The organism is Paenibacillus sp. FSL H8-0048 (assembly GCF_038002825.1).
Lineage (GTDB): Bacteria > Bacillota > Bacilli > Paenibacillales > Paenibacillaceae > Paenibacillus_AQ.
Map to the genome: position 1 here is coordinate 2,544,681 of NZ_JBBODF010000001.1, position 23,866 is coordinate 2,568,546.

Here is a 23,866-nt window from a genome sequence, read left to right on the forward strand (position 1 = left end):
GGCATTGAGATGTTGCATTCTAGGCAGGATTTCCCTCAATTTGCTGCTTCAGAGGTACGAATGTTGTATTTAGTGCAAGATGGTAGCCTAGCTATCTTCTCCACTCAACCCTTCCCATCGCCAACTTTCCTTCCATTTGAAATTACTTCTATCCATTACTTCACTTCAGCCAACTTTAGAGCAGCAGCCCTCCCGTGCAGTCCCCTTAAGGAGGAAGCCGTCTCCCGTCCCTGCACAGCAGAAAAAGCCGTTCTAAGCATTCCTGCTTATAACAGCTCTTCCTGTGATGCATCCGCCATTCAACTGTCCTGTTCGATCAGTTGAATCCATTCATTATATTCACTCTGTAGCTTGGCATATTCCGCCTGCAGGCTACGATGCTCCTGAGATAGCTTCTCCAGCTCCCCCTGCTGCAGCTCGAACTGCGCCTGAACCAGCCGCAGCTGGCCTTGGACCAGCTCATAGCTCTCGCCGATCTCATCCAGCCGCTGCGCCGCCTCGGTGCGCGAGCGGCTGACTGATTCCGCCTGGGCCTCGGCTTCCCCGGCTTCCTGCTGCCAGATCTCTATCTCCTCCCGCAGCTGTGCTTCCTGCTCGTTCCACTGCTGCTCGCGCTGCTGAAGCTCCTCATATCTCTGCTTCCAGGTAGCTTCATACTCCCGGGTCTCGCGGAGGGCTTCCTGCTGCTCCGCCGCCGTAGCCGCAGCTTCACGGCCTGCCTCATACAGCTCTTCCAGACGCCGCGCAGCTTCCTCGCCTTCGGCTTCCAGCAGCTCGCAGCGTTCCTTCAGCTGCTCCCCGTCCTGCAGAATCTCATCGTACTGGGCGATCAGCTCCTCGTAACGGCCGCGAAGCGCAGCCAGTTCCTTAAGGGCTGCTTCAGCCGCCCTCTGCTGAGCGGCAAGCTCCTGTTCCGCTTCGGCACGCAGCCGCGCTTCCTGATCAAGCTGCTGAACCATGCCGTCTGCCTGTCCGCGAAGAGTCTCCACTTCGCGCTGCAATGCTGCCGACTTCTCCCCTTCTTCCAGAAGGTTCATCTCCAGCTCGCTGATATCCTCCATGTGCTTGTTCGCACGCTCCTGCCAGGACGCCGCTTCCTCTGCCGTACGGTCGAATTCCACCTGCGTCCGGCTGAGCTGATCTGCCGTCTCCTGCAGCGATGTGCGCAGTGCTGCCGCTTCTTCCTGTGTCAGCTCATAACGCTGGCGCAGCCCTTCCAGCTCATCGTTCAGCTGATTGCCCAGCTCCTTAGCGGTGTGCAGCTCCTCCTGCGCTTCGCTTAGTTTGCCCTCTGCGTCCCGCAATTCGCTGCGAATCTCCACTGCCTCGCTCTGCGATGCCGCAACTTGCTTATGCAGCTCATCCAGCTCTTCGTTCAACAGGGTGCCGAGCTCGCTCGCCGTGTGCAGTTCCTCCAACGCAGCGCTTAGCTTGCCTTCTGTGTCCCGCAGCTCGCTGCGGAGCGTTTCCGCCTCGCTCTGCGCAGTTACAACCTGCTGGCGCAGCCCTTCCACCTCTTCGTTCAGCAGGGTGCCAAGCTCGTTCGCCGTGTGCAGCTCTTTCAATGCAACGCTTAGCTTGTCCTCTGCGTCCCGCAGCTCACTGCGGAGCGCTTCCGCCTTGCTCTGCGAAGCCGCAGCCTGCTTGCGCACTTCCTCCAGCGCCGCGCTCTGCTGCTCTCCTTGCTCAGCGGCAAGCTTAAGCTCCTCGCCAAGCTGCTCCTCCCGCTTCAGCACAGCTTCGTACTGCGCCAGCAGCGTCAGCCGTGCATCGCGTTCGCCCTTCAGCCCGGCCTCCGCCGCCCGCAGCCGGGACTGGAGCTGCCCGGTTCCGCCGCGCAGCTCACCAAGCTGCTTCTCCAGCTCCTGAAGCTGCTGCTTGTGCCGGTGCTCCTGCGTCCCCTGGGACTGCCGCAGCTCCTTGTTCTTGGCCAGCTCCTTCTCAAGCGCTTCCCGTTCCCCGGTAAGCTCACTTGTGAGCGCAGCCTTGGTATCAGCCAGCTCCTTGCTAAGCGCGGAGCGGATCTCCACGATCTCGCTGCCCATCGTCTCCCGCGTCTCGTGCAGCTCCTGCTCCAAGGCAGACAACGTCTCTGTCTTCTCGAGGGTCAGCGTCTCGCGCAGCTGCTCCAGTTCCTGCAGATGGGCAGACTTCAGCTCTTCCAGCTGCTGCAGCCGGATGGCTTCTGCGGCTTGCAGCTCCTGACGCGCTGCCTCGCGGCTTGCAGCCTGCTCCTCTTCATGACCCTCACGCAGCGCCTTCAGCTCATCCTCGCGCGCCTTCAGCTCCTGCACCAGCTGCTCGCGGGCAGCGGCCGCAGCCTGCTTCTCTTCCTCCAGCAACTGGGCATGCAGCTGCCTCTCCTGCTCCTGCTGCTCCAGATGCCTGGAGCGTTCTTCTTCGGCGGCGGCAACCAGCCGCGCAGCCTCTTCCTTCGCAGCGGCTTCCAGCTTCTCATATTCTTCCTGCTGTTCACGCTGCGCTTCCTGAAGGCGTGACACCTCCACGCGAAGCTCAGTGCGTTCACCGGTCAGCATATTCAGCTCATTCTTGAAATCCTGAACCTGGATTGCCTGCTCTGCCATATGTACAGCTGTAAGCACCGCAATCCGCGGCGTATCCAGTCTGGAATGTGATTTCGATATTGCACGCATATGCTCATCGACATGACGGGCGACCTGTTTCATATATTCTGTGCTGCTTCCGACAAGCTTGTAGGAAGTTCCGTATATCTCCACGGCGACACGGGTCCGGTCCATAGCCACAGTTGTGCCCTCCTTTGTATGTGTGCGGATTCTAAGTTGGTTTCTTTGCTCTTACTCCTATTGTAGCGTGATTTCCTGACCTTTGGCAAAAGCACGCGTCCATTGCATTTATTTGCATGTTCCTCCGCACTTCAGATGGGTACAGAAAAGCCGCAGCGAATCTCTGTTTCTAAATGGATTCGCTGCGGCTTTGCACAATTCCTGCTATTTTCTTAATTCTGCACCAAAAGTTTGTTCAAGCGCAGAGACCACTTTATCATGCACTTCCACAACCTCTTCGTCAGTCAGCGTATGCTCGGTGTGGCGGTACAAGAGCGACAGGGCAACGCTCTTCTTACCCGCCTCCATCTTGCCTCCTGTGTAGATATCAAATACCTGCACATTTTGCAGCAGAGTACCTCCGTGCTCACGGATCGCCGCGATCAGGTCGCCTGCCGGTACTGCCTCATTCACTACCACCGCAATATCCCGTTCCATGCCCGGGAAGCGGTGAAGCTCGCTATACTGCAATTGGGCGCGCGCCGCATCATAGAGCGGCTGGAGCAGGACTTCGGATACGTAGGTATCCTCCAGATCCATCCGGCGCTGCAGCTCGGGATGAAGCTGCCCCATCGAACCGATCTTCACCCGGCCCTCTGCCTGAAGCAGATAGATGGAAGCAGAGCGTCCCGGATGATAGCCTTCAGGCGCGTCCCCTTCGTAGACTACGCGATCCGTAAGGCCCAGATGCGCAAATACAGTCTCCAGCACCCCCTTGAGGTCGAAGAAATCCACTGGCTCAGCAGCCACGTTCCACTGCTTGGCTGCACGCGTACCGCTCAGCAGCAGCCCCAGCACCGGCAGCTCGCTCGGCTGGCGGGTAAGGACTTCTTCTTCCGTGAAGAACACATTGCCTATTTCGAACAACGCCAGATCGCCTTGGCGGCGGTTCGTGTTGTAGAGGGCAATGTCCAGCAGCTGCGGCAGCAGGCTGGTACGCAGCACGCTGCGCTCCTCGCTCATCGGCATCGCCAGCTTCACTGACTGCTTGCCTTCCGCCAGCATAGGGAAGAGCTTGCTCTGCTCCGGCTGGATGAAGGAATAGCCCATAACCTCCTGATATCCGCCCAGTGAGAGCAGGCGGCGCAGCTCGCGGCGCAGAGACTGCTGTCTGGTAAGCGCACCCGGTGTTGTTGTGCCTTCGATCAGGGTGGTCGGAATGTTGTCATAGCCGTATAAGCGGGCGATCTCTTCAATCAGATCCACATCCTGCGTAATGTCTCCGCGCCGTGTCGGCACCTCGACCTCGACGATTCCCTGAGCCGCATCACCGCACTTGAAATGCAGATGTCCGAACAGGGTTTTTACTTCCAGCAATGACAGATCTGTCCCGAGATAGCGGTTCAGCTTCTCCAGCGATAATTGCAGCACTTTCTCCTGACCAGCGACACTTCCGGCCTGGACAATCCCTTCATGCACCGTTCCTCCGGCATACCGGGCAATCAGTGCAGCCGCGCGGTTAAGCGCAGGGATTACCGCATTCGGGTCGACTTCCTTCTCGAACCGTTGGGACGCTTCTGAGCGCAGACCGAGCTGACGCGAGGTCTTGCGTACCGTTCCGCCATCGAATTTGGCTGATTCCAGTACGATATTAACGGTGTCTGCCGTAACCTCTGTAGACAGTCCGCCCATCACTCCAGCCAGGCCAATTGCGCCTGAACCGTCGGCAATGACCAGCATCTGCGGCTCAAGCTTGCGCTCTTGGCCGTCAAGGGTTACCAGTCGTTCCCCTTCACGGGCAAACCGTACACCGATGGTTCCGCCCTGGACCTGCCCGCCGTCAAATGCATGCAGCGGCTGTCCGTATTCCAGCATCACGTAGTTGGTGATGTCCACGATATTGTTAATCGGACGTACCCCGGCCGCCATCAGGCGGTTCTGAATCCACAGCGGGGACGGCGCGGTTTTCACTCCGGCAATATAACGCACGGCATAATGGCTGCAGAACGCCTCATCCTCAATCGTAACCGTAATGGAGTCCGCAGCCTTGCCGCCCGTTTCCACGAGCTCTGCCGCCGGATCAGCCAGCTTCAGCTCACGGCCCAGCACCGCGCTTACCTCATAAGCGGCACCAATCATGCTCAGACAGTCAGAACGGTTCGGTGTCAGATCGAAATCAAGGATTTCGTCATTCAGTCCGAGCACGTTGAGAATATCCTGGCCCACCTCGGTCTGCTCCGGCAGCACCAGAATGCCCTCCTGCAGCTCTTTGGGCAGCAGCTTGTCGTTCAGGCCCAGCTCTTTGGCCGAGCAGATCATCCCCTGCGACAGCACGCCGCGCAGCTTGGCTTTTTTGATCTCCAGGCCCGGCAGCTTGGCGCCCACCAGCGCGACCGGAACCTTCTGGCCCGCTGCGACGTTCTTCGCTCCGCAGACGATCTGCAGATCCTCGCCCTGCCCGGCATCGACGATGCAGATATTCAGCTTATCGGCGTCGGGGTGCTTTTCTTTGGATTTCACGTAGCCGGTCACAATCCCGGAAATCCCTTTGTTGCGGCGTTCTACTCCGTCAATCTCGATGCCGGCGGTAGTGATTTTGTCCGCCAAGCTAACTGCGGTCACCCCTTCCAGCGATATATAATCGGCCAGCCAGGCGGTTGATACTTTCATAATCGCACACTTCCTTTTTGTTTCAGATGTATTGATCTCCATGCCGGTTGTTCCGGGGTGCGGAAGCGGATATAAACAAGCCCACGTCAACTTCGCGCAAAAAAATTCTGCATTGCAGTGTTCCTCCAGAGAAGTTTTGGACTTCCGGCCGCTGTTGTCTGCAGATTTCTTGAATTCATCCCGTTAATACGGTTGAAATCCGCAGACAAAGGCGGTCGCTATCGCTCCTCCAGTTCCAAAATTCCCCTCCGGTCCTTCAATCGCAGTCATTTAAGTAGCACTGCCGTCATCCCTCCGGCTTAACAATATCCGTCCAACACGCCCCAGCGCACACCCGCCAAATCCCTAAATACCCTTGAACTGCTTCACAAAGCCCATATCATTCGTGTAGAAATAACGGATGTCATCGATGCCGTACTTCAGCATCGCAATCCGTTCAGCGCCCATGCCGAACGCGAAGCCGCTGTAGACCTCAGGGTCGTAGCCGCCCATCCGCAGCACATTCGGGTGTACCATACCCGCGCCGAGAATCTCCAGCCAGCCGCTCTGCTTGCAGAGCCGGCAGCCTTCGCCGCCGCATTTGAAGCAGCTTACATCCACCTCAACGCTAGGCTCGGTGAACGGGAAGAAGCTTGGGCGCAGCCGGATGCCCGCGCTAGGACCGAACATCTCCTTCATGAACTGCTGCAGGGTACCCTTCAGGTCGCTCATGCGGATATTGCGTCCGATCACCAGACCTTCAATCTGATGGAACTGGAAGGAGTGAGTCGCATCGTCGTCGTCACGGCGGAACACCTTGCCGGGACAGATGACCTTAACCGGAGTCTCCCCGTTCATCGCCTGCATGGTACGGATCTGAACCGGCGAGGTCTGTGTGCGCATCAGAATATCTTCCGTAATATAGAAGGAATCCTGCATATCGCGGGCCGGATGGTTCTTCGGAAGGTTAAGCGCCTCGAAGTTGTAATAATCGGTCTCCACTTCCGGTCCTTCCGCCACCTTGTAGCCCATGCCGATGAAAATATCCTCGATCTCCTGAATCACCCGGCTAAGCGGATGAATCCCGCCCTGCGGCATGCCGCGGCCCGGCAGAGTTACATCGACCTTCTCTGCATTGAGACGGTTCTGCGTCTCCTGCTGCTGGAACAGCTCCTGCTTGGCGCCGATCACCTCTTCAATGGCGCTGCGCACCAGATTGGCCACCTGACCGATCACCGGACGCTCCTCCGCGCTTAGTCCGCCCATACCGCGCAGAACCTCTGTCAGCTCGCCTTTTTTGCCAAGGTATTTGACGCGCAGGTCATTCAGAATCTGCGGATCGGATACCGCCTGCAGCTTCGTCAGTGCCTCGGCCTTCAGTGCTTCCAATTTGTCTTTCATGGCTTGTACTGCCCCCTCAAATCTCGTATTGTTCAACAAAAAAAGGCCTTTCCTCCCGGTAAAGGGACGAAAAGACCGTGGTACCACCCTTGTTAGACGGCCGTACGCTTCCCTTAAGAGCAATATTCCCTCTTTCGGTGCGGCAAAGACCTGTCTCACTTTATACAGAAATAACGGTCTGCGGCCGGTCCCCCCTACTAGCGCTCTCCAAGGAAGCCTTGAGGCACATTCAGGGAACTGCTCCGGAGTGAACTTCGGCAGCTCTGCTCTCTTAGAAACGCTCTCAATCTGCGGCGCTTCCTCCCTGTAAGCCAGGCACTGCGTACTCTTCTCCATCATTGCATGTATGCGGATTATATGCCCATCTATTATATGCAAAAACAGCCCGTTTGACAAGCCGCGCAAATTCCGCTTATTTTTTATCTTCTTTTAAGCTTCCTTTAAGCTTCAGCGCGGTTTGAAGGCTCTTTTTTCAGCGGGCATTCAGTCAATGTTGATATTTTGCCTTATGAGATCATTCAAGGAGGAAATTACATGCTTACACGAAAAAAAGCATTTGTTCTGCTGCTGCTCAGCACATTTGCCGCAATTCAAACCGCAGGAAGCCCGGGAACCACGGCCTATGCTGCTTCTTCCGGTTCAACGGCTGCCTCAGCAGCAAGTACGGTCACGGAAGTCTCCACACTCACCGGTCTAAGTGCGCTCAAGCTCGGCACCGCGCTTCAGGTGAAGCTGAGCCATGTAGGAATTCAGAGCCAAACCGGCGGTAATATTCTCACCTACACGCTTACCTACACCAATACTGCCGGCAGCAGCGTCAATCTGGCGGACTATTTCTCCAAAATTGTAACTGCGGGCGGCAGCGTCATCAAGGGAATACCGGTCAGCGCAGACAGTACAGTCAAGAAAATCCCCGCAAAGCAAAGCACCAGCCTTACATACTATGCGAATATTGGAACTGCCGCCTCCGTGAAAGGACTTAAAATCAACATATACGGCTGGAATTTCAGCGCCGCTAATTATGAACAGCGTATAGGCACGTTCACGGTCCCAGCCAATTATTCTCTGTCCTCGCTTACAGGGGAGACCCGGAAGGTGGAACTTGGCGGCATTACAGCCGCCACCAAAGCCGAATCCGTGCAAATCTACAAATATAACGGCAAAGTCTATGCCAAGGTCGGGCTTAGCCTAACCAATCTGGGTACCAAAGTGCTTACAGATCCGGGCTATACCTTGTACCTGAAATCCTCAGGCGGCTCTGTCTTCACACTTACACTGGATGACAGCAGCTCCGAATTCAAGCTGCAGCCTCAGGAGAAGAAGACGCTCTATTATATGACCGAGATCCCCTCCTACATGAATCTCAGCAAGATGACGCTGCAGATCGCCAAGCTGGATGAAGGACTCAAGCTGTACCTGCCTGTCTCTTCCTACGCACTCCCGGCTGCGGTAACCGCAGATTTCACTGTAGCGGCGGGCTATACCAAAAAGGTCTCCATCGACAGCAATATCGTGGACATGCAGCTGCTGAAGGCAGCTGTGCATGCGGATAACGGGAACGGTGTGTGGAGCTATCAGCTCCGGGTGAAGAATACCGGCAGCACAGCGGTTACTTTGCCTGCTTATGAGCTTAACGTCCAGTCGGCGGAAGGCTATAGCTTCCCGGTGACGTCCACAGCCTTGAGCAGCCTGACCCTGAAGCCGCTGGAAGACAAGCTGATTGAGCTGAGCGCCAGTGTTCCGCTGGAGCTGGCTCAGAATTCGCTGGAGCTGCGCATGATTGCTCCTGCAGCCAGCGCGGATAAGGTAACACTGCCTGTGGCCTATTTCCGCATCCCTTATACGCCGGAGAGCCAGATTCATCTCGCCGCCGAGACCAGCGTAACCAATACCTACGGCACGTTCGCTGTCTCTCTGGACTCCCTGCTGCGTCTGCCTTGGGGCAGCGAGGATCTGGTGCAGGCTGTACTAACGATACGCAATGCAACGTCCAAGACCATTACTTTGCCTGCTTTTACCGGAATACTCCTGGTGGATCAGATGGATCTCACTTCCTCTTCACAGACTTATACAGGCAACAGCTCTTCAGTCCTTGCCCCTGGTGCCAGCACACAGATATCTGTTCAAGGCCATATTCCATACACCCTGGATTTCAGACAAGTCAAGCTCATCCTCCAGGAGACCAAGGGTACAGAAGTGTCGCAGTTCCTCTCTCTCAGCACAAGCGACAGTGCCGTTAAGAGTGTAGCTCCGCTGGCTGCAGGGGAAGCCTTCAAGATTACGGCCACCGGCAAACAAGCCACCGTGAAGGAACGTTCCACCCTCCTGTATACAGGAACCGGCTCGAACCTGGTGTACAGCGAAGTGGAAATGAACAGCGACGAAGTCCGGCAGGCCAATCTGGCCCGTCTGTACGCACAGTTCAGGACCGCTGACGGGCAATATTTTGAAGCAACCGTAAGCCAGTCCGAGCTTCCAACCAGCCCTGAGGGCAACACACTCGTCACCTTCTGGGCAAAAGTTCCGGCCGCTCTGGACACGGCAGGTCTTCAGCTGTATATCAGCCAGTCGATTGCGGACGGCAAGCTGACTGCCGCAGGAACGGCTGCAACGGGGTATGTGAATACTGCAGCGCTGACCCTGGCTCCGGCAGAGGTTACGCCTTTGACCAATCTGACTTCCGTCCCTATCTTCCCTTATACACTGGCAGTTACCAGCTCTACCGGCGAACTCACCAAAGGCGAAAGCAGCATTGCTGTGGCGTTCAATTATAATCTCAATCAGGATACTACCTTCCAGACAGGCGCTTTCCAGCATAAGCTCATCCTTCAGGTTATCGATCCTTATGGACAGTCTCATGAGAAAACTCTGACGCTCGGAACCGACTTGCCCCTGGGAACAAACAACTCTTATTCCACAACACTTACCAGCGCCCTGTTCAAAAATCTCACCTCCGGCACCTACGCCCTTAAATTCTATGATGAATTCCAGGGAATGCGGACGGAGCTCGCCAGCCAGGCCTATTCCCTTGAGGTTACCGCCAAAGCAGCTACATCTTCCACTGAAGGAGCCGTAAAATGAACAAAAAGAAGATCATCATTATCGCTTCAGCCCTAGTCCTCGTTGCTATTGCAGGGATTGCGGGCTATCGGCTCTGGCCCGATCAGAATCAGCAGATCAATGCCGCTCCGCTGAATACGGCAGTTGCCAGTAAGGGAGATATCCTGGTGGATGTCTCGGGTTCAGGTGCAGTATCGGCGATCAACAGCGAGAGCATCCGCACCAAAGAAGCCGGGAAGGTCGATACGGTCAGGGTTAAGAAAGGCGATGTCGTTAAAAAAGGCGATGTGCTGATCACATTTGCCGCAGCCGATCTGGATGATAAGCTGAAGGAAGCCACGAAGTCACTGGAGAATCTCAAGACAGAGCTTGAGAATAAACAGGAGAGCTACAAGACGCTGGCTATGAATAATGCGACAGAGGAAGAGCTGGAATCGGCAAAAAAGGCCATCGATAAGGCCAAAAGCGATATCGCAGACCAGCAGGAATCCATCGCTGACATCCATGAAGATATGGCTCCGCCTGATCCGCTGACCGCTCCGATCGATGGAACGATCACTGCCGTGAATATTACGGCCGGTGAACAGGCCCAGAATGGTACAGAGCTGTTCACCATGACCGACTACGTGAACCTAAGCGTAACCGTTCAGGTAGACGAGCTGGATATCCCCAAAATCAAGCTCAATCAAGCCTCCACCATTACACTGGATGCTATTGAGGATAAGTCTTTTACCGGTAAAGTTATAGATATCGCCAAAGAAGGAACCTCTTCTAATGGTGTCTCCCTGTTCAACGTCACTGTAGGATTAAATAACCCGGAGGGTGTGCTTATCGGCATGTCTGCGGAGGTAGCGGTTACGATTGAAGAGAAGAAGGATATTCTGACCGTTCCCATCGAAGCTGTAACGAAGATAAACGGGAAATCCTTCGTCAGTGTACCGGTGACCGAAGGAAATGAATCAGGCACTAAAACTTCTGGTAACGGGGCGGCTGGCTCCAAGTCTGCTGAGAGTGGCGCGGCAGACGGACAGGCTCCCGGCGGCCAAGGCGAAAGCCGGCCGGAAGGAGAAGCAGGCCAGACCGGCGGCAGAGCTGCCCGCGGAAGCGGTCAAGGCGGCGGATACCCTCAGGGCGGCGGAGAAGCCGGGGGCGGAGCGTTTCCCGGCGGTGAATTTCCGGCTGGCGCCGGTTTCTCCGGCAGGGAGGCCGGAAGCCGGAGTGCTTCGGGCAATGCCACCGGCACGCAGCGGGTGGCTGTGGAGACTGGTATCCACAATGAGAGCAGCATCGAAATCGTCAGCGGCTTAAGCGAAGGGGATGAAGTGATCCTCCCCACCGTGATTTCCTCAGGCAATACCACCTCCCCGCAGCAAGGCGGCATGGGTGGTATGGGTGGTATGGGCGGCTTCGGCGGCGGAGGAATGACCGGAGGGAGCGGAGGCTTTCCCGGCGGGAGCGGGGGCAGCAGGGGCGGTTTCTCCGGGGGCGGTGGCGGACGATGACCTCACCAGAACCGCTGATCCGGGTTGAGAATATGCAGCACAGCTTCACGATGGCCGGAGAATCGATGACAGTTCTGAAGAGCCTGAGCTTCACCATTCATCACGGTGAATTCGTGGCGATCATCGGCCCGTCAGGGTCTGGCAAGTCCACCCTGATGAACATGCTGGGCTGCCTGGATGTCGCCAATGAAGGCGATTATTTCCTGGACGGCCAGGAGATCCGCAGGCTGTCTGACAACAAGCTGGCCCAGATCCGCAACGAGAAGATCGGCTTCATCTTTCAGAACTTCAATCTGCTGCCGAAATTATCAGCGGTAGAGAATGTGGAGCTGCCCTTGATCTACCGTGGAATGTCCCATAGGGAGCGCAGAGAAATTGCCTGCAATGCCCTGGTCCGGGTAGGCCTGGAGAGCAGAATGAATCACCGTCCCTCCGAGCTGTCCGGAGGCCAGCAGCAGCGTGTGGCCATTGCCCGCGCGCTTGCCGGAACCCCTCCTATTCTTCTTGCCGACGAACCGACTGGAGCACTGGACTCCAAGACAGGCAAGGAGGTTCTGCAGATGATTAAGGAGCTTAACGGGCAGGGGCATACCATTATTCTGATCACGCATGACCTGGAGATTGCCGAGCAGGCCAAACGGGTGATCCGGATTCAGGACGGGGATCTTGTAGAGGATCGGAAGGTGATGCACTCATGATGCTGTACCAGAGTATGAAAATGGCCTTCAAGAGTATCCTCAGCAGCAAAATAAGAGCCTTTCTTACCATGCTGGGCATCATTATCGGGGTCTCCTCCGTCATTGCACTTGTCGCTGTGGGTCAGGGCACTACCTCACAGATTACAGAATCCCTAAGCTCCCTGGGAACCAACCAGCTGACCGTCAACATTATGGGCCGCGGTGCCACCACTTCGCTAACCTACGAGGAGGCCTTGGCGCTGGGTGAGATTGAGGGGGTGGATAATGTATCCCCGATCATCTCCGGGAACGTAACCGCCAAGCACAGTACCGAGAACGTTTCCGTATCCGTAGAAGGCATTACACCTGCGTACGAAGAGGTCCAGGATTTCCATGTGCAATCCGGAAGATTCCTGCTTGAGATGGATACAGAATACCGGCAGAAGGTTGCGTTAATCGGATCAGATACAGCGGAGGATCTATTCGGTACAGATAATCCTGTAGGCCAAAAGGTACAGATCAACGGAAGCAGCTTCAAAATCGTCGGGCTGCTGGAGAGTAAAGGCTCCACCAGCATCGGTTCAAGCGACGAGAAGCTGCTGATCCCCATCTCTACAGCCGAACGGTTCCTGCAGAGCAAGGGAGTCCGCTCCATTACGCTCACCACCACTTCCAATGACAATGTGGATGAGGTCAAAGCCAAGCTGGAGGCCAGCCTTACTGCCAAATTCAGTGCAGCCGAGAATGCTTACTCTGTCTTTGATTCGCGGCAGATGCTGGAAACGGTGAATGAGACCAGCTCCACTCTGTCCATGGCCCTTGGCGGTATCGCCGGTATTTCGTTATTTGTAGGCGGGATAGGGATTATGAACATTATGATCGTCTCGGTCAATGAGCGAACCAGAGAGATCGGCATCCGCAAGGCCATCGGTGCCAAAAAAAAGAACATTATGATGCAGTTCATGATCGAATCCGTAGTCTTAAGCGGAACCGGGGGGCTGATCGGAGTCGCACTGGGACTTGGTGCCAGCTGGGCTGTCGGTCATTATACCGCCTTGAATGTGGCACACTCCTGGAATATGGTGCTGATCTCCTTTTCCTTCTCCTTGATTATCGGTGTCGTCTTCGGAATGATTCCTGCAAGCAAGGCTGCAAGAATGCGCCCTATCTATGCATTGCGCAACGAGTAGCATCCTCCTATACCCTGCAGTTTATAATCTGCTGTTCCATCCGCCAGTCTCAGATCCCTGGGCTGGCGGATTTTTCTGTTATATTTTTAATGCACAATTGATACCACAGGGGTATCGTTTGCAGTAAAAGTGGGTAATAGGACTCAAAGGTCAGAATATCTTTACATAGTAGTTAAGTATACATACTAGTTCTTGGTATCGGCTGTAACGGATATGTCTCCACTGTTTCCACTCCGGCTCCAGGGTCTGCTTTACGGCCTGTGCATCCGCAGTGGAGGCTGACGGGGCTTATTATTTTTTCAGCGATTGCTCTGCTTAAGGGATGTCCTATATACTGGTGAAAAGAAACCGCGATCTAACCGGAAGTTATTCTGTCTATTGCCTCTTTCTTCCCCTGCTCTCTAGGACTCGCTAACGTATACTCTCTTACATGCCTGCATGAAGCCATATTCCGCATAAGGATAAGTTTCGCATGCACCAAAGCTACACCCATGAGATTTGCAAAAGTTCTGTGCGGGGAGAGGATGACAGTGGCCGTTTTTTCGGAAAACACAAGTACACGCAGACTGATTATATTATTCACGTCCATCACCGTTCTTCTGGTTGGGATCAGTGTGGCCTCCCTGCTGATTCTGAATCATACGATGAACAAATTATCCGATTCCTTATACAGTGATGTCTACCAGAATTCCGAGCTCATTCTGAATGCCGACCGCGATTTGTATCAGGCAGCCCTAGCGCTTCAGACCACAGTCGGCGGGACGCTGACCAGTGCGCAGCGCAGTACACTGTCGCAGGAATTCGAGGACAATAATGCCCAGGCGCTGCAGCGTGTCAATACCGCCCGCTACAATCTGGATGCGGTGAAGAGCCCGTTCAATGGAATGAAGCAGAGCGAGCTGCTGCTGGACGAGCTGAGGAATGAGCTGGATCACTTCGGAACTACGCTTACCGCATGGAGAGATAACGGCCGTGAGCTGATCTCGCAGCGGGTTCAGAGCAGCTGGAATCCTGCTTCCTATTCTTCCCTCGCCATACATACGGAGCTGAATGAAGTACGTGAAGGTCTGAATCAGGCAGAGGACAAGATTGATACCTATGCAAGCCAGGTAATGACAGAGTTCAATAATCTCAAAAGCTCCCTGTTCGCCGTCTACTCCGTATTCCTGTTCCTGCTTGTTCTGGTTATCATCTATCTCAGCCGCAGGCTGATCTCCCTGCAGAACGAAATGCAGGACGAGCAATCGCTCTACCAGCTGATTGGTGAGACGATGTCCGACTTCATTGTGCTGACAGATCCGAACGGTCTGATCCTGTATGCCTCGCCTTCCCATGCAGCTGCACTGGGCTATGTGCCAAGCAAAGGAGCACCGCTCTCCAACTATATCCGTGAAGCCGAGATCTCCTGGGCCAAGCTCAAGAGCGTGGTGCAGTCTTCACCGAGAATATCCGAGCTGCGCATGCGTTCGGCCGAAGGTCATTGGGTATGGCTGGAGACCAAGGTTACCCCGATTGCGGGCAGCCGTAATTTCCCGGCACAGTTCATGCTGGTCTCGCGTGAGATTACCCAGCGCAAGCAATATGAGGAGCGGCTGCACAAGCTGGCCTTCTATGATCATCTGACGGCGATTCCCAACCGTGCCCATTTCAAAATGTACATGGAGAACCTGATCAACCAGCCCGAGGACCGCCGGCAGGAAATCGCTGTGGCGCTGCTGGACTGCGACCGGTTCAAGCAGTTGAATGATACGCTCGGCCATCTGGCCGGAGATGAATTCCTGCAGCTGCTCTCCCGGGAGCTGCAGCAGACTGTGAAGGGCTCCGGCCAGGCCTTCCGGATCGGCGGGGATGAATTCGCCGTGGTGCTGCACCGGTTCAGCAGCCCGCAAATGCTGGACGAGCTGCTGAACCGTCTGCTCCAGCTGTTCAACAAATCCTGGTCCGTCAACCAGGGCTCCAGCTTCCACACCTCTGCCAGCATTGGCGTGGCTCTGTACCCGCAGCACGGCAGCAGCATCAATGAGCTGCTCCGTGCCGCCGATCTTGCGATGTACCGCTCCAAGAACCATGGCGGCAATGAGGCTAACCTGTACAGTGAGCATGTGGATAAGAAGTACAGTGATCAACGGAACTAGCACCAGCAGATGTTAAATCCCTATAGCAGGGCTACTTTAATGTACAAAATCATCCCCTACGGGTGAAGGATGCTGATGCCTTCTCTCACCAGCCGCTTGTATAGAGAATTTGTTGCATTTCTTGCAGGATTTCTCTATAAATAGAAGAAAATCATAATTTCTTAAACAGCCAAAAAGAGCTGATTAGCCCCCTCCCCCAGGGGATGGAGCTAATCAGCTCTTATACTACTTCAGCTGGTCTGGTGCAGCGGATCAGCCAGCTCTGTCCTATGCTCTGGACTACGCTCCCGGACGGTCACCTTGATGACCTGCTCCCCGCTGCCCGAGCAGTCGATGAAGCGGTCAGCGGTGCCGTCCTTCTCCTCCCAGTCATTCAGCCGGAGGATGTAGCCCACCCTTGAGGTCCCCGGCAGCACTTCAATCCGTGCTACGGCATGCCCCTCCTCCATGTGCTGGAAGTCCCGTTGCCCATCCTGAATGCCTGTACCCCACACCCAGAGATTCCAGCCCCGGTAATCGCCGTCCGGGCGGTCATAATGAACTTCTACAATCTTCGATCTCGGCTCAGGCTCCCCGTATTTATCATAGAGTACCATCATCGACAGTCCTGCGACCTCTATACTGCCGTTATCCGTCTGCCGGAAGGCCTCCGGTCCGGCATGGGTATGATCAACTACGATGTTCCAGCAGCCGGAGGTCTCCGGGAGGCACTGGGTGACCGGTTCCATATTGGCATTATAGATCACCACGATATTATTCCATGTATCTCCGCCGGCGTGATCCTTCAGTCTGTAAGCAACGACTCCGCTGTCACAGCGCAGGAACTCCAGACTGCGTTCAATCTCCTGACGCCCGTGCAGGCGGAAGGCCGGATGTGTCCGGCGCAGCTCAATCAGACCTTTGTAATATTGAAAGACTGCAATGAATTTGCTCTTGTTCTCCCAGCGGATCGCATTGATGCAGTCCGGGCTGCGGTAGCTGTTATGATCTCCGTATTTGCTGCGGAGCAGCTCATCCCCGGCATGGAGGAACGGAATTCCCTGCGAGGTCAGAATGATTCCGTTAGCCAGCAACGAACGGCGTACCGTCTCATTATCCAGCACATTCTCGGGATCTACTCCCACATACGGATTCGCCTGCTCTACTGCGGCCTTGAGATCCCCGCCGCCCCGCAGCTTGCCGCCTTCAAGCTCCGGCAGTCCGGCTTCCCCGCGCAGTCCCCGGGTAGCCAGAATTTTGTCCCACAGGTTGAGATTATCATGTGCGGTTACATAGTTCACGGTCTCTGTGGGCGCATCGGTGAATTCATGAATCGCCCCGCTCACCCCGGACGCGATCGCGCCTTCTTTGCCGTATTCCCCGGTCACGAAGCCTTTGCCCCAGCCGTCACTGTCTCCCTTGATGGCCGCGCGGAAGTTGTCGTTGAAGACAGCGTAGCCTTTGCCGCGCTGCACGCCCTTCAGCGTCTTGGCGGCAAGCGGCGAGTCGCCGCCTGTCCACGGCTCACCATAGATCAGCAGCGCCGGATTAATCTCCAGCCGCAGCTCCTCGGTAATCTCGCGCATGGTCACACTGTCCATCAGCCCCATCAGATCGAAACGGAACCCGTCAATATGGTACTCCTTAGCCCAGTAGGACAGGGAATCCTTGATATACTTGCGGACCATCGGCCGTTCTGTAGCCAGCTCATTGCCGACGCCTGAGCCGTTAGAGAGCCGGCCGCTCTGATCATGACGGTAGTAGTAGTCCGGCACCAGCGGCTGGAAGGGTCCCTTCTGGAAGCCATAGGTATGATTGTAGACTACATCCATAATCACCGAGATACCGCGGCTGTGCAGTGCCTGGACTAGCTCCTTGAATTCCCGGATACGGCTAAGGGGGTTAGCCGGGTCTGTGCTATAGGAGCCTTCCGGCACATTATAGTGCTGGGGATCGTAGCCCCAGTTATAGTCTGTGAAGATGGAGGACGCAGGCTCTTCCCCTGGCTTGCCCAGCTCATCTACCGTCTGGTAGTCGAACACCGGCAGCAGATGAACATGCGTGATGCCCAGCTCAGCCAGATGATCAATGCCCAGCAGATGACCTGCCTCATCCCGCAGGCCGGTCTCGGTGAAGGCCTTGAATTTCCCCTTATACGTCAGACAGGAGCCAGGGTCTGATGAGAAATCACGGACATGCAGCTCATAAATTACAGCATCTGCCGGATGCGGCAGCACCGGAGAAGCATCGTTCTCCCAGCTGTCCGGGTTTGTCTCGGATAAATCCACGATGGCTGTCCGCGTTCCATTGGCCGACACAGCTACTGCATAAGGATCGGCCGCTTCATTAATCGACCCGTCGGCAAATACGGCGCGGTACATATAATATTTTCCCTTGAGGTTACCGGGAACCTGGATCGTCCACACCCCGCCCTCAGCGCGCTCCATACTGAGAATTTTGCCGCTGTCCTTGAAATCAGCGGTCTGCGGAGTCAGCCCGTTTCCGCCTGTTGCATATAATACGAGCGACACTGTGAAGGCTGTTGGCGCCCAGACTTTGAATACACAATATTCCGCTGTGTAGGTCAACCCGAGGTCATTGCCTTGATAGGTATCGATTTCTTGTTCTGCTTGTATATATTTGCTGCTCATTGTTATTCACCATCCCTACGCTCATCCGTAATACTTCCGGATAACTATCATTCTATTACTATCAAGCTATGTCCACATTCTCCTTAACTAATACTTTGTACTTGCACAGCTCTGCAAGCGGATGACGCCGGAATTGCTACATAGGGTTCTTTATATAATATGTAACAGTATGTTCACAGGTCTGGGTTAAGGGTGAATTGTGTCACCGGATATATCCTATATCGGCATGGATAGCCGGGGATTTAAGCTATTTAAATTATAGGTGCTAGTTAACCGAAAGTATACTTGTCCAGCGGCTCCTTGACAATTGTAAAATAATCCAAAACATCAGGACCGCTTCCGCAGCACCCTGCCGTATAACGCAATGACAGGTACCAGCAGGAAGCCCGCCGACAGCAGCGAAGCTCTGATAGAGATCCGGCTGCCGATATACCCTACAACCGGACCGCCTGCGCTCTGGCCCAGGGCATCGGACTGGCTGATCATCGACAAGAGCGTAGCCCGGTTCCGGGATGGCAGCTTCGTGTTCAGCCAGGTGGTATAGATCGGGTCGCTGACCGAACCGACCACCCCCAGGAGCAGTACTGCCCCGATAGCCCAGTAGAAATTAGGCGCAAGTGCCACCATGATAATGCAGCCGGCACGGACGGATGTCAGAAGGAACAACGCGGCCGCTACTTGACGTTCCTTTTGCAAATCAATGACTTTCCCGGCTATGTACACAGCCAGCACACCCAGCAGAGTAGTCGCCGCACTGATCAGCCCAAAGCAAGCCGCCATTGAGATACCAGTCTCCGGGAACCCGACCTCGTTCATAAGAAAGACTGGCCACAGACGGTCATATCCTTCAGACGCAGCACCGCTAAATAAAGTTACAACCGTCAGCAGCAGGAGCAGCGGATGATGCCTCAGGATAGAGGCGCCGCTGACCCAGGTCTTGCCCATCTCACGGATAGCGGAGGAGTGCGGCTCACGCTTCCGGCGTACGAACCCCGTCTCCTTCATGTACCGGATCAAGATGAACCCCAGGACGAAATAGATGACTCCACCCGCCAGAAAAGGAAGATTAGACGCAACATGGGATAATCCTACGCTGACCGCAATGCCCAGCAGGGAAGCGCTTAAGCCGAATATTTTGGAGCGCATGAAGATTCTTCCCGTCTGCTCTTCACCAAGCTCGTCCACGATCCATGCGGTATCCGCTCCGCTCAGGAAGGTCCAGCCGATCCCGTACAGCATCTGGGAGATCAGCAGCCAGCCGAAGGCAGGCAACAGAGAAGCCGGGTGCATGATCCAGACAATGCTCCCTTCCAGGACAAAAGCACTCCCCACAACGAACACAGCAATGATGACGGACAGCTTGCGGCTATAGGTATCAGCGACCACTCCGGTAATCCCCTCGAACACAAGCACCGTTATCTCCAGCACCGTTCCAATCAGCACCAGCTGAAGCGGATTCAGCTTAAGGTCAACTACATAATAAATACTGTAGGTTGTAAATATCGTACTGGCCGCAAGCGACAACATAAACACATGGAACAAATAAATCTGTGAAGCACCGAATCTCTGCAAAATGGTTCCACCCTCCGAAAGTAATGGACTCATTATATAAAATAACGCCCGGGCGGGCGGTTCCAGATTTGCTGAAATTCAAATCACATCACGAAAAAAAGGCCCCCTGTAAAGGGGGCCGGAAAGTAGTTGGAGTTATAACCAATGCTTGAGTAAAGAATTAATTCACGCGCGATTGCACCAGTGCTGCTACTTCCTCGGCTGTGCCGAGCTGCAGGGCCTGGGCAGCCATTTCCTTCATGTCGGCCGCAGACAGCTTCGAGATCTGGCTGCGTGCCGGCAGAATGGAGGTGGCACTCATGCTGAATTCATCGAGCCCAAGACCGAGCAGGAGAGGAATAGCCGTGGCATCCCCCGCCATTTCTCCGCACATCCCGGTCCATTTGCCTTCGGCGTGTGCAGCATCGATGACGATTTTGACCAGCCGCAGAATCGCCGGGTTGTATGGCTGATACAGGTAGGATACCTGTTCATTCATACGGTCCGCAGCCATTGTATATTGGATAAGGTCGTTGGTTCCGATACTGAAGAAATCCACTTCCTTGGCGAACTGATCCGCCAGAACTGCCGTTGAAGGAATCTCTACCATGATGCCCAGCTGGATGCTGTCCGATACTTCTTTGCCTTCTTCACGCAGCTTGGCCTTCTCTTCCAGCAACAAATCACGGGCTGCACGGAATTCACCAAGTGTAGCGATCATCGGGAACATAATACGCAGGTCGCCGTGGGCACTTGCTCTGAGCAAGGCACGCAGCTGGGTGCGGAAGATATCCTGACGGTCGAGACAGAGGCGGATCGCACGGTAGCCGAGGAACGGGTTCATTTCCTTCGGCAGCTCCAGATAAGGCAGCTCCTTATCTCCGCCGATATCCAGCGTACGCACTACAACCGGCTTGCCTTGCATATTCTCAAGCACGGTCTTGTAAGCATTATACTGGATCTCTTCGGAAGGCAGCTTATCGCGGCCCATATAGAGGAACTCAGTGCGGTACAGACCTACACCTTCGCCGCCGTTCTCAATAACGCCAGTCACATCATTCGGAGTCCCGATGTTGGCTGCCAGCTCTACATGCTTGCCGTCGGCAGATACCGTCGGCTCGTCGCGGAGCTTTTTCCATTCAGCAATCTGAAGATCGTAAGCTTCCTGCTTCGCTCTATACTCGGCAACCTCAGCTTCCGAAGGGTTGATCAGCACATCGCCGCTCAGACCATCCACGATGACCAGATCGCCTGCTTTAACCAGCGACATCACATTCTTCGTTCCCACAACCGCCGGAATCTCCAGAGAACGGGCCATAATGGCCGAATGGGAAGTCCGTCCGCCAATGTTGGTGGTGAAGCCTTTGACGAAGTTGCGGTTCAGCTGTGCTGTATCCGATGGGGTCAGATCCAGGGCAATAACGATAACCTCTTCACTAATCTCAGCCGGGCTCACATAGTGAATGCCAAGCAGGTGGTTCAGCACACGTTTGGTTACGTCACGCATATCCGCTGCACGTTCCTGCAGGTATGCGCTCTTCATGTTCTGGAACATTTCCACGAATTGATTAGCTACTTCATTCAGCGCGTAGTCCGCATTTACCGATTCCTCACGGATTTTGTCCATTACAGGGGTAATGAGCTCAGGGTCATCAAGGATCAGCAGATGGGATTCGAAAATCTCCGCCTTCTTCTCGCCAAGCTCAGCCAAGGTACGCTCTTTGATGGTCTGAAGTTCGCCTCTGGATTTGTCCAGGGCATCCTGCAGCTTCGCAAGCTCAGCGTCCACATCTGTGACCGCTGTTTTGGTAATGGTATAGTCCGGGTGTTCCAGGATAAAGGCACGGGCTACTGCAATACCTGCGGAAGCCGCGATTCCTGAAATCTTATTCATGAACTTCTCCCAGCCCTTCTTTAACCATAACCTCCTGCAGCGCGTTCAGTGCTTCTGCTTCTTCACTGCCTTCAGTAATAAGGGTCAGGGTATCTCCTGCTTCAAGGCCCAGGGACAGAACGCCCAGGATGGATTTAAGGGTAACTTTTTTGCCTTTAGCTTCTGCAAAAGCTTCAGTGCCTTTGAATTTTGTAGCTGTATTTACCAGCGCTGTTGCCGGGCGTGCGTGAATTCCGTCTTCGTCAATAATTCTGAAAGTTGTTTGCATAATATAATCCAACTCGCTTTCTGTTAATTTGGGATGGTGAATTATAGTGAAGGCTTGCGCTCCCCTTCATTATAATGGAAGCGCTTCGCCATTGCACATTTTACTGAATGGTGATGATATCCTTGTCGCCGATGACAACTCTGCCCGGCTTTTTCAAGGTCACGGAGGAGCCTTCCGGCAGGTTGGAGAAAATAACTGGAGAGATGACAGAAGGTGCATTCGCCTTCACATACTCCAGATCCACTTCCATAATCGGCTGTCCGGCAGCTACCAGATCGCCTTCCTCCACCAGAACCGTGAAGCCCTGGCCCTTAAGCTTAACGGTGTTGACCCCGATATGCACAAGGACTTCCTTGCCGCCGTCTGACATGATGCCAATGGCATGCTTACTTGGGAACACGTTGAATACCTTGCCGTATACCGGCGAAGCAATCTTACCGTCCTCTGAGAGGAAGGCGAAGCCGTCACCGGTCATTTTCTGGGAGAAGACCGCATCGGGAACCTCTGTAATATCCATCAGCTCGCCGTTTACCGGGGATACGATATCCTCAGGGATAATAGCATCACCCTGCTCGCCGGCCTGTTGTTCAAGCTCCGGCTTCGGAGCCGCAGGGGCTGCAGCCGGTGTTCTTCCGTTCATGACATCCTGAATCTGTGACTTGATCGTGTCCGAACGTGTGCCGAAGATCGCTTGTACGTTGTTACCCACTTCAAGAACACCAGAAGCACCAAGCTTCTTCAGACGGTTCTTGTCTACGCCTGCTTTGTCCTTCACTTCAACCCGCAGACGCGTGATGCAAGCATCCAGATGGGTGATGTTCTCTTTGCCGCCCAGGGCGGACAGAATATTGCGCGGAAGATCGTCGCCAGTCTTGGACACACTCTCCAGGCTTGCTTCATCCTCATCCTCGGAGGCATCCTCACGGCCAGGCGTCTTCAGGTTGAACTTACGGATGACGAAGCGGAACCCGAAGTAATAAATTACGGCCAATACCAGACCTACCGGGATAACCAGCCACCAGGCGGTACGGTTCGGAATGACGCCGAACAGCACATAGTCGATGAACCCGCCGGAGAAGGTCATACCGATTTTGACATTCAAGAGATGCATGGTCATGAAGGAGAGTCCTGCGAATACAGCATGGACGGCGAACAGCAGCGGAGCCACGAACAGGAAGGAGAATTCCAGCGGCTCGGTGATCCCCGTCAGGAACGAGGTCAGCGCAGCTGAGATCATCAAGCTTCCGACAATCCGTCTGTTCTCAGGCTTCGACTCATGGTAGATTGCAAGAGCCGCTGCCGGAAGGCCGAACATCATGAACGGATATTTACCGGTTGTAAATGTACCCGCTGTGAACTCTACGCCGTCACGAAGCTGCTGCATGAAGATCCGCTGGTCACCGCGGACCAGATCGCCTGCCTTGTCAATATAGCTTCCGAATTCATACCAGAACGGTGAATAGAAGATATGGTGCAGGCCGAACGGAATCAGAGAACGCTCGATGACCCCGAAGATAAAGGCCGACAGCGTCAGGTTGGTATTAATCATACTCTGTGACACATAGTTCAGACCGTGCTGGATCGGCGGCCACACAATCGTGAGCGCAAGACCAAGGATCAGAGAGGTCACTGCCGTCATAATCGGTACGAACCGTTTACCCGCGAAGAAGCCTAAGTACGACGGCAATTCTATACGGAAGAACCTTTTGTACATCGACGCAGCCAGTATCCCGACCAGGATACCACCGAACACCCCAGTCTGCAAGGTAGGTATCCCCAGCACGCTGGAATACGAGAAATCCTTCCAGGTCAGCACATAAGCATTAACACCTACTACCGTACCCATGGTTACGTTCATTACCAGGAAGCCGATAATCGCTGCAAGCCCGGCTACACCTTCTCCTCCGGCCAGCCCGATGGCTACGCCGACTGCAAAGAGCAGAGAGAGGTTATCAAATACGATTTGCCCGGAGTTCATAAGTACGGTGGCTATCGCCTGAACAGTATGGTTCTCCAATGCAGGGACATATTGCAGGAAGTCCGGGTTAACCAGCATATTCCCGATTCCAAGCAGCAGGCCCGCCGCAGGCAGAATGGCAACCGGCAGCATAAGCGCCTTACCGACTCTCTGCAGAACGCCAAATAATTTTTTAAACATTCGGGTC

Annotated in this window: 13 protein-coding genes and 1 other annotated feature; of the genes, 5 read left to right on the forward strand and 8 right to left on the reverse strand. The window is 54.7% G+C overall.

Annotated elements, in window-relative coordinates:
• Positions 1 to 299 precede the first annotated feature (299 nt).
• The 3 genes from NSU18_RS10960 to pheS all read right to left on the reverse strand — a co-directional run bounded on the left by NSU18_RS10960 (position 300) and on the right by pheS (position 6,794).
• Complete coding sequence (locus tag NSU18_RS10960; protein ID WP_341149005.1) at positions 300 to 2,765, reverse strand: hypothetical protein; 2,466 nt, start codon at positions 2,763 to 2,765, stop codon at positions 300 to 302.
• Positions 2,766 to 2,969: 204 nt separating this feature from the next.
• Positions 2,970 to 5,414, reverse strand: a complete 2,445-nt coding sequence (pheT, locus tag NSU18_RS10965) for a phenylalanine--tRNA ligase subunit beta (protein WP_341149006.1) — start codon at positions 5,412 to 5,414, stop codon at positions 2,970 to 2,972.
• A 345-nt stretch (positions 5,415 to 5,759) separates the two neighbouring features.
• Complete coding sequence (gene pheS, locus NSU18_RS10970) at positions 5,760 to 6,794, reverse strand: phenylalanine--tRNA ligase subunit alpha (RefSeq protein WP_076158794.1); 1,035 nt, start codon at positions 6,792 to 6,794, stop codon at positions 5,760 to 5,762.
• Between the two features lie 59 nt (positions 6,795 to 6,853).
• Positions 6,854 to 7,142: a binding site (T-box leader), on the reverse strand.
• A gap of 186 nt (positions 7,143 to 7,328) precedes the next feature.
• On the opposite strand from pheS, the gene NSU18_RS10975 reads away from it, so the two are divergent.
• From NSU18_RS10975 to NSU18_RS10995, 5 genes are all read left to right on the forward strand, one after another.
• Positions 7,329 to 9,875, forward strand: coding sequence for a hypothetical protein (locus tag NSU18_RS10975; RefSeq protein ID WP_341149007.1), 2,547 nt, complete (start codon positions 7,329 to 7,331; stop codon positions 9,873 to 9,875).
• Complete coding sequence (locus NSU18_RS10980; RefSeq protein ID WP_341149008.1) at positions 9,872 to 11,356, forward strand: efflux RND transporter periplasmic adaptor subunit; 1,485 nt, start codon at positions 9,872 to 9,874, stop codon at positions 11,354 to 11,356. The genes NSU18_RS10975 and NSU18_RS10980 overlap by 4 nt, the downstream gene beginning before the upstream one ends.
• Complete coding sequence (locus tag NSU18_RS10985; RefSeq protein WP_341149009.1) at positions 11,353 to 12,054, forward strand: ABC transporter ATP-binding protein; 702 nt, start codon at positions 11,353 to 11,355, stop codon at positions 12,052 to 12,054. The genes NSU18_RS10980 and NSU18_RS10985 overlap by 4 nt, the downstream gene beginning before the upstream one ends.
• Complete coding sequence (locus NSU18_RS10990; RefSeq protein WP_341019797.1) at positions 12,051 to 13,223, forward strand: ABC transporter permease; 1,173 nt, start codon at positions 12,051 to 12,053, stop codon at positions 13,221 to 13,223. The genes NSU18_RS10985 and NSU18_RS10990 overlap by 4 nt, the downstream gene beginning before the upstream one ends.
• 491 nt (positions 13,224 to 13,714) lie before the next feature.
• Complete coding sequence (locus NSU18_RS10995; protein ID WP_341149010.1) at positions 13,715 to 15,358, forward strand: sensor domain-containing diguanylate cyclase; 1,644 nt, start codon at positions 13,715 to 13,717, stop codon at positions 15,356 to 15,358.
• Between the two features lie 230 nt (positions 15,359 to 15,588).
• Here NSU18_RS10995 and pulA read toward each other — a convergent pair whose 3' ends face one another.
• From pulA to ptsG, 5 genes are all read right to left on the reverse strand, one after another.
• Entirely contained in the window at positions 15,589 to 17,988 is a 2,400-nt protein-coding gene (pulA, locus tag NSU18_RS11000; RefSeq protein ID WP_341149011.1) for a type I pullulanase, read from the reverse strand.
• A gap of 327 nt (positions 17,989 to 18,315) precedes the next feature.
• Entirely contained in the window at positions 18,316 to 19,560 is a 1,245-nt protein-coding gene (locus tag NSU18_RS11005; protein WP_341149012.1) for an MFS transporter, read from the reverse strand.
• Positions 19,561 to 19,720: 160 nt separating this feature from the next.
• Entirely contained in the window at positions 19,721 to 21,433 is a 1,713-nt protein-coding gene (ptsP, locus tag NSU18_RS11010) for a phosphoenolpyruvate--protein phosphotransferase (RefSeq protein ID WP_341019790.1), read from the reverse strand.
• The gene (locus NSU18_RS11015; RefSeq protein ID WP_036696683.1) at positions 21,426 to 21,701 is read right to left on the reverse strand and encodes an HPr family phosphocarrier protein; all 276 of its coding nucleotides are present in this window, start codon (positions 21,699 to 21,701) and stop codon (positions 21,426 to 21,428) included. The genes ptsP and NSU18_RS11015 overlap by 8 nt, the downstream gene beginning before the upstream one ends.
• A 100-nt stretch (positions 21,702 to 21,801) precedes the next feature.
• Positions 21,802 to 23,859, reverse strand: a complete 2,058-nt coding sequence (gene ptsG, locus NSU18_RS11020) for a glucose-specific PTS transporter subunit IIBC (RefSeq protein ID WP_341019789.1) — start codon at positions 23,857 to 23,859, stop codon at positions 21,802 to 21,804.
• Positions 23,860 to 23,866: the final 7 nt, after the last annotated feature.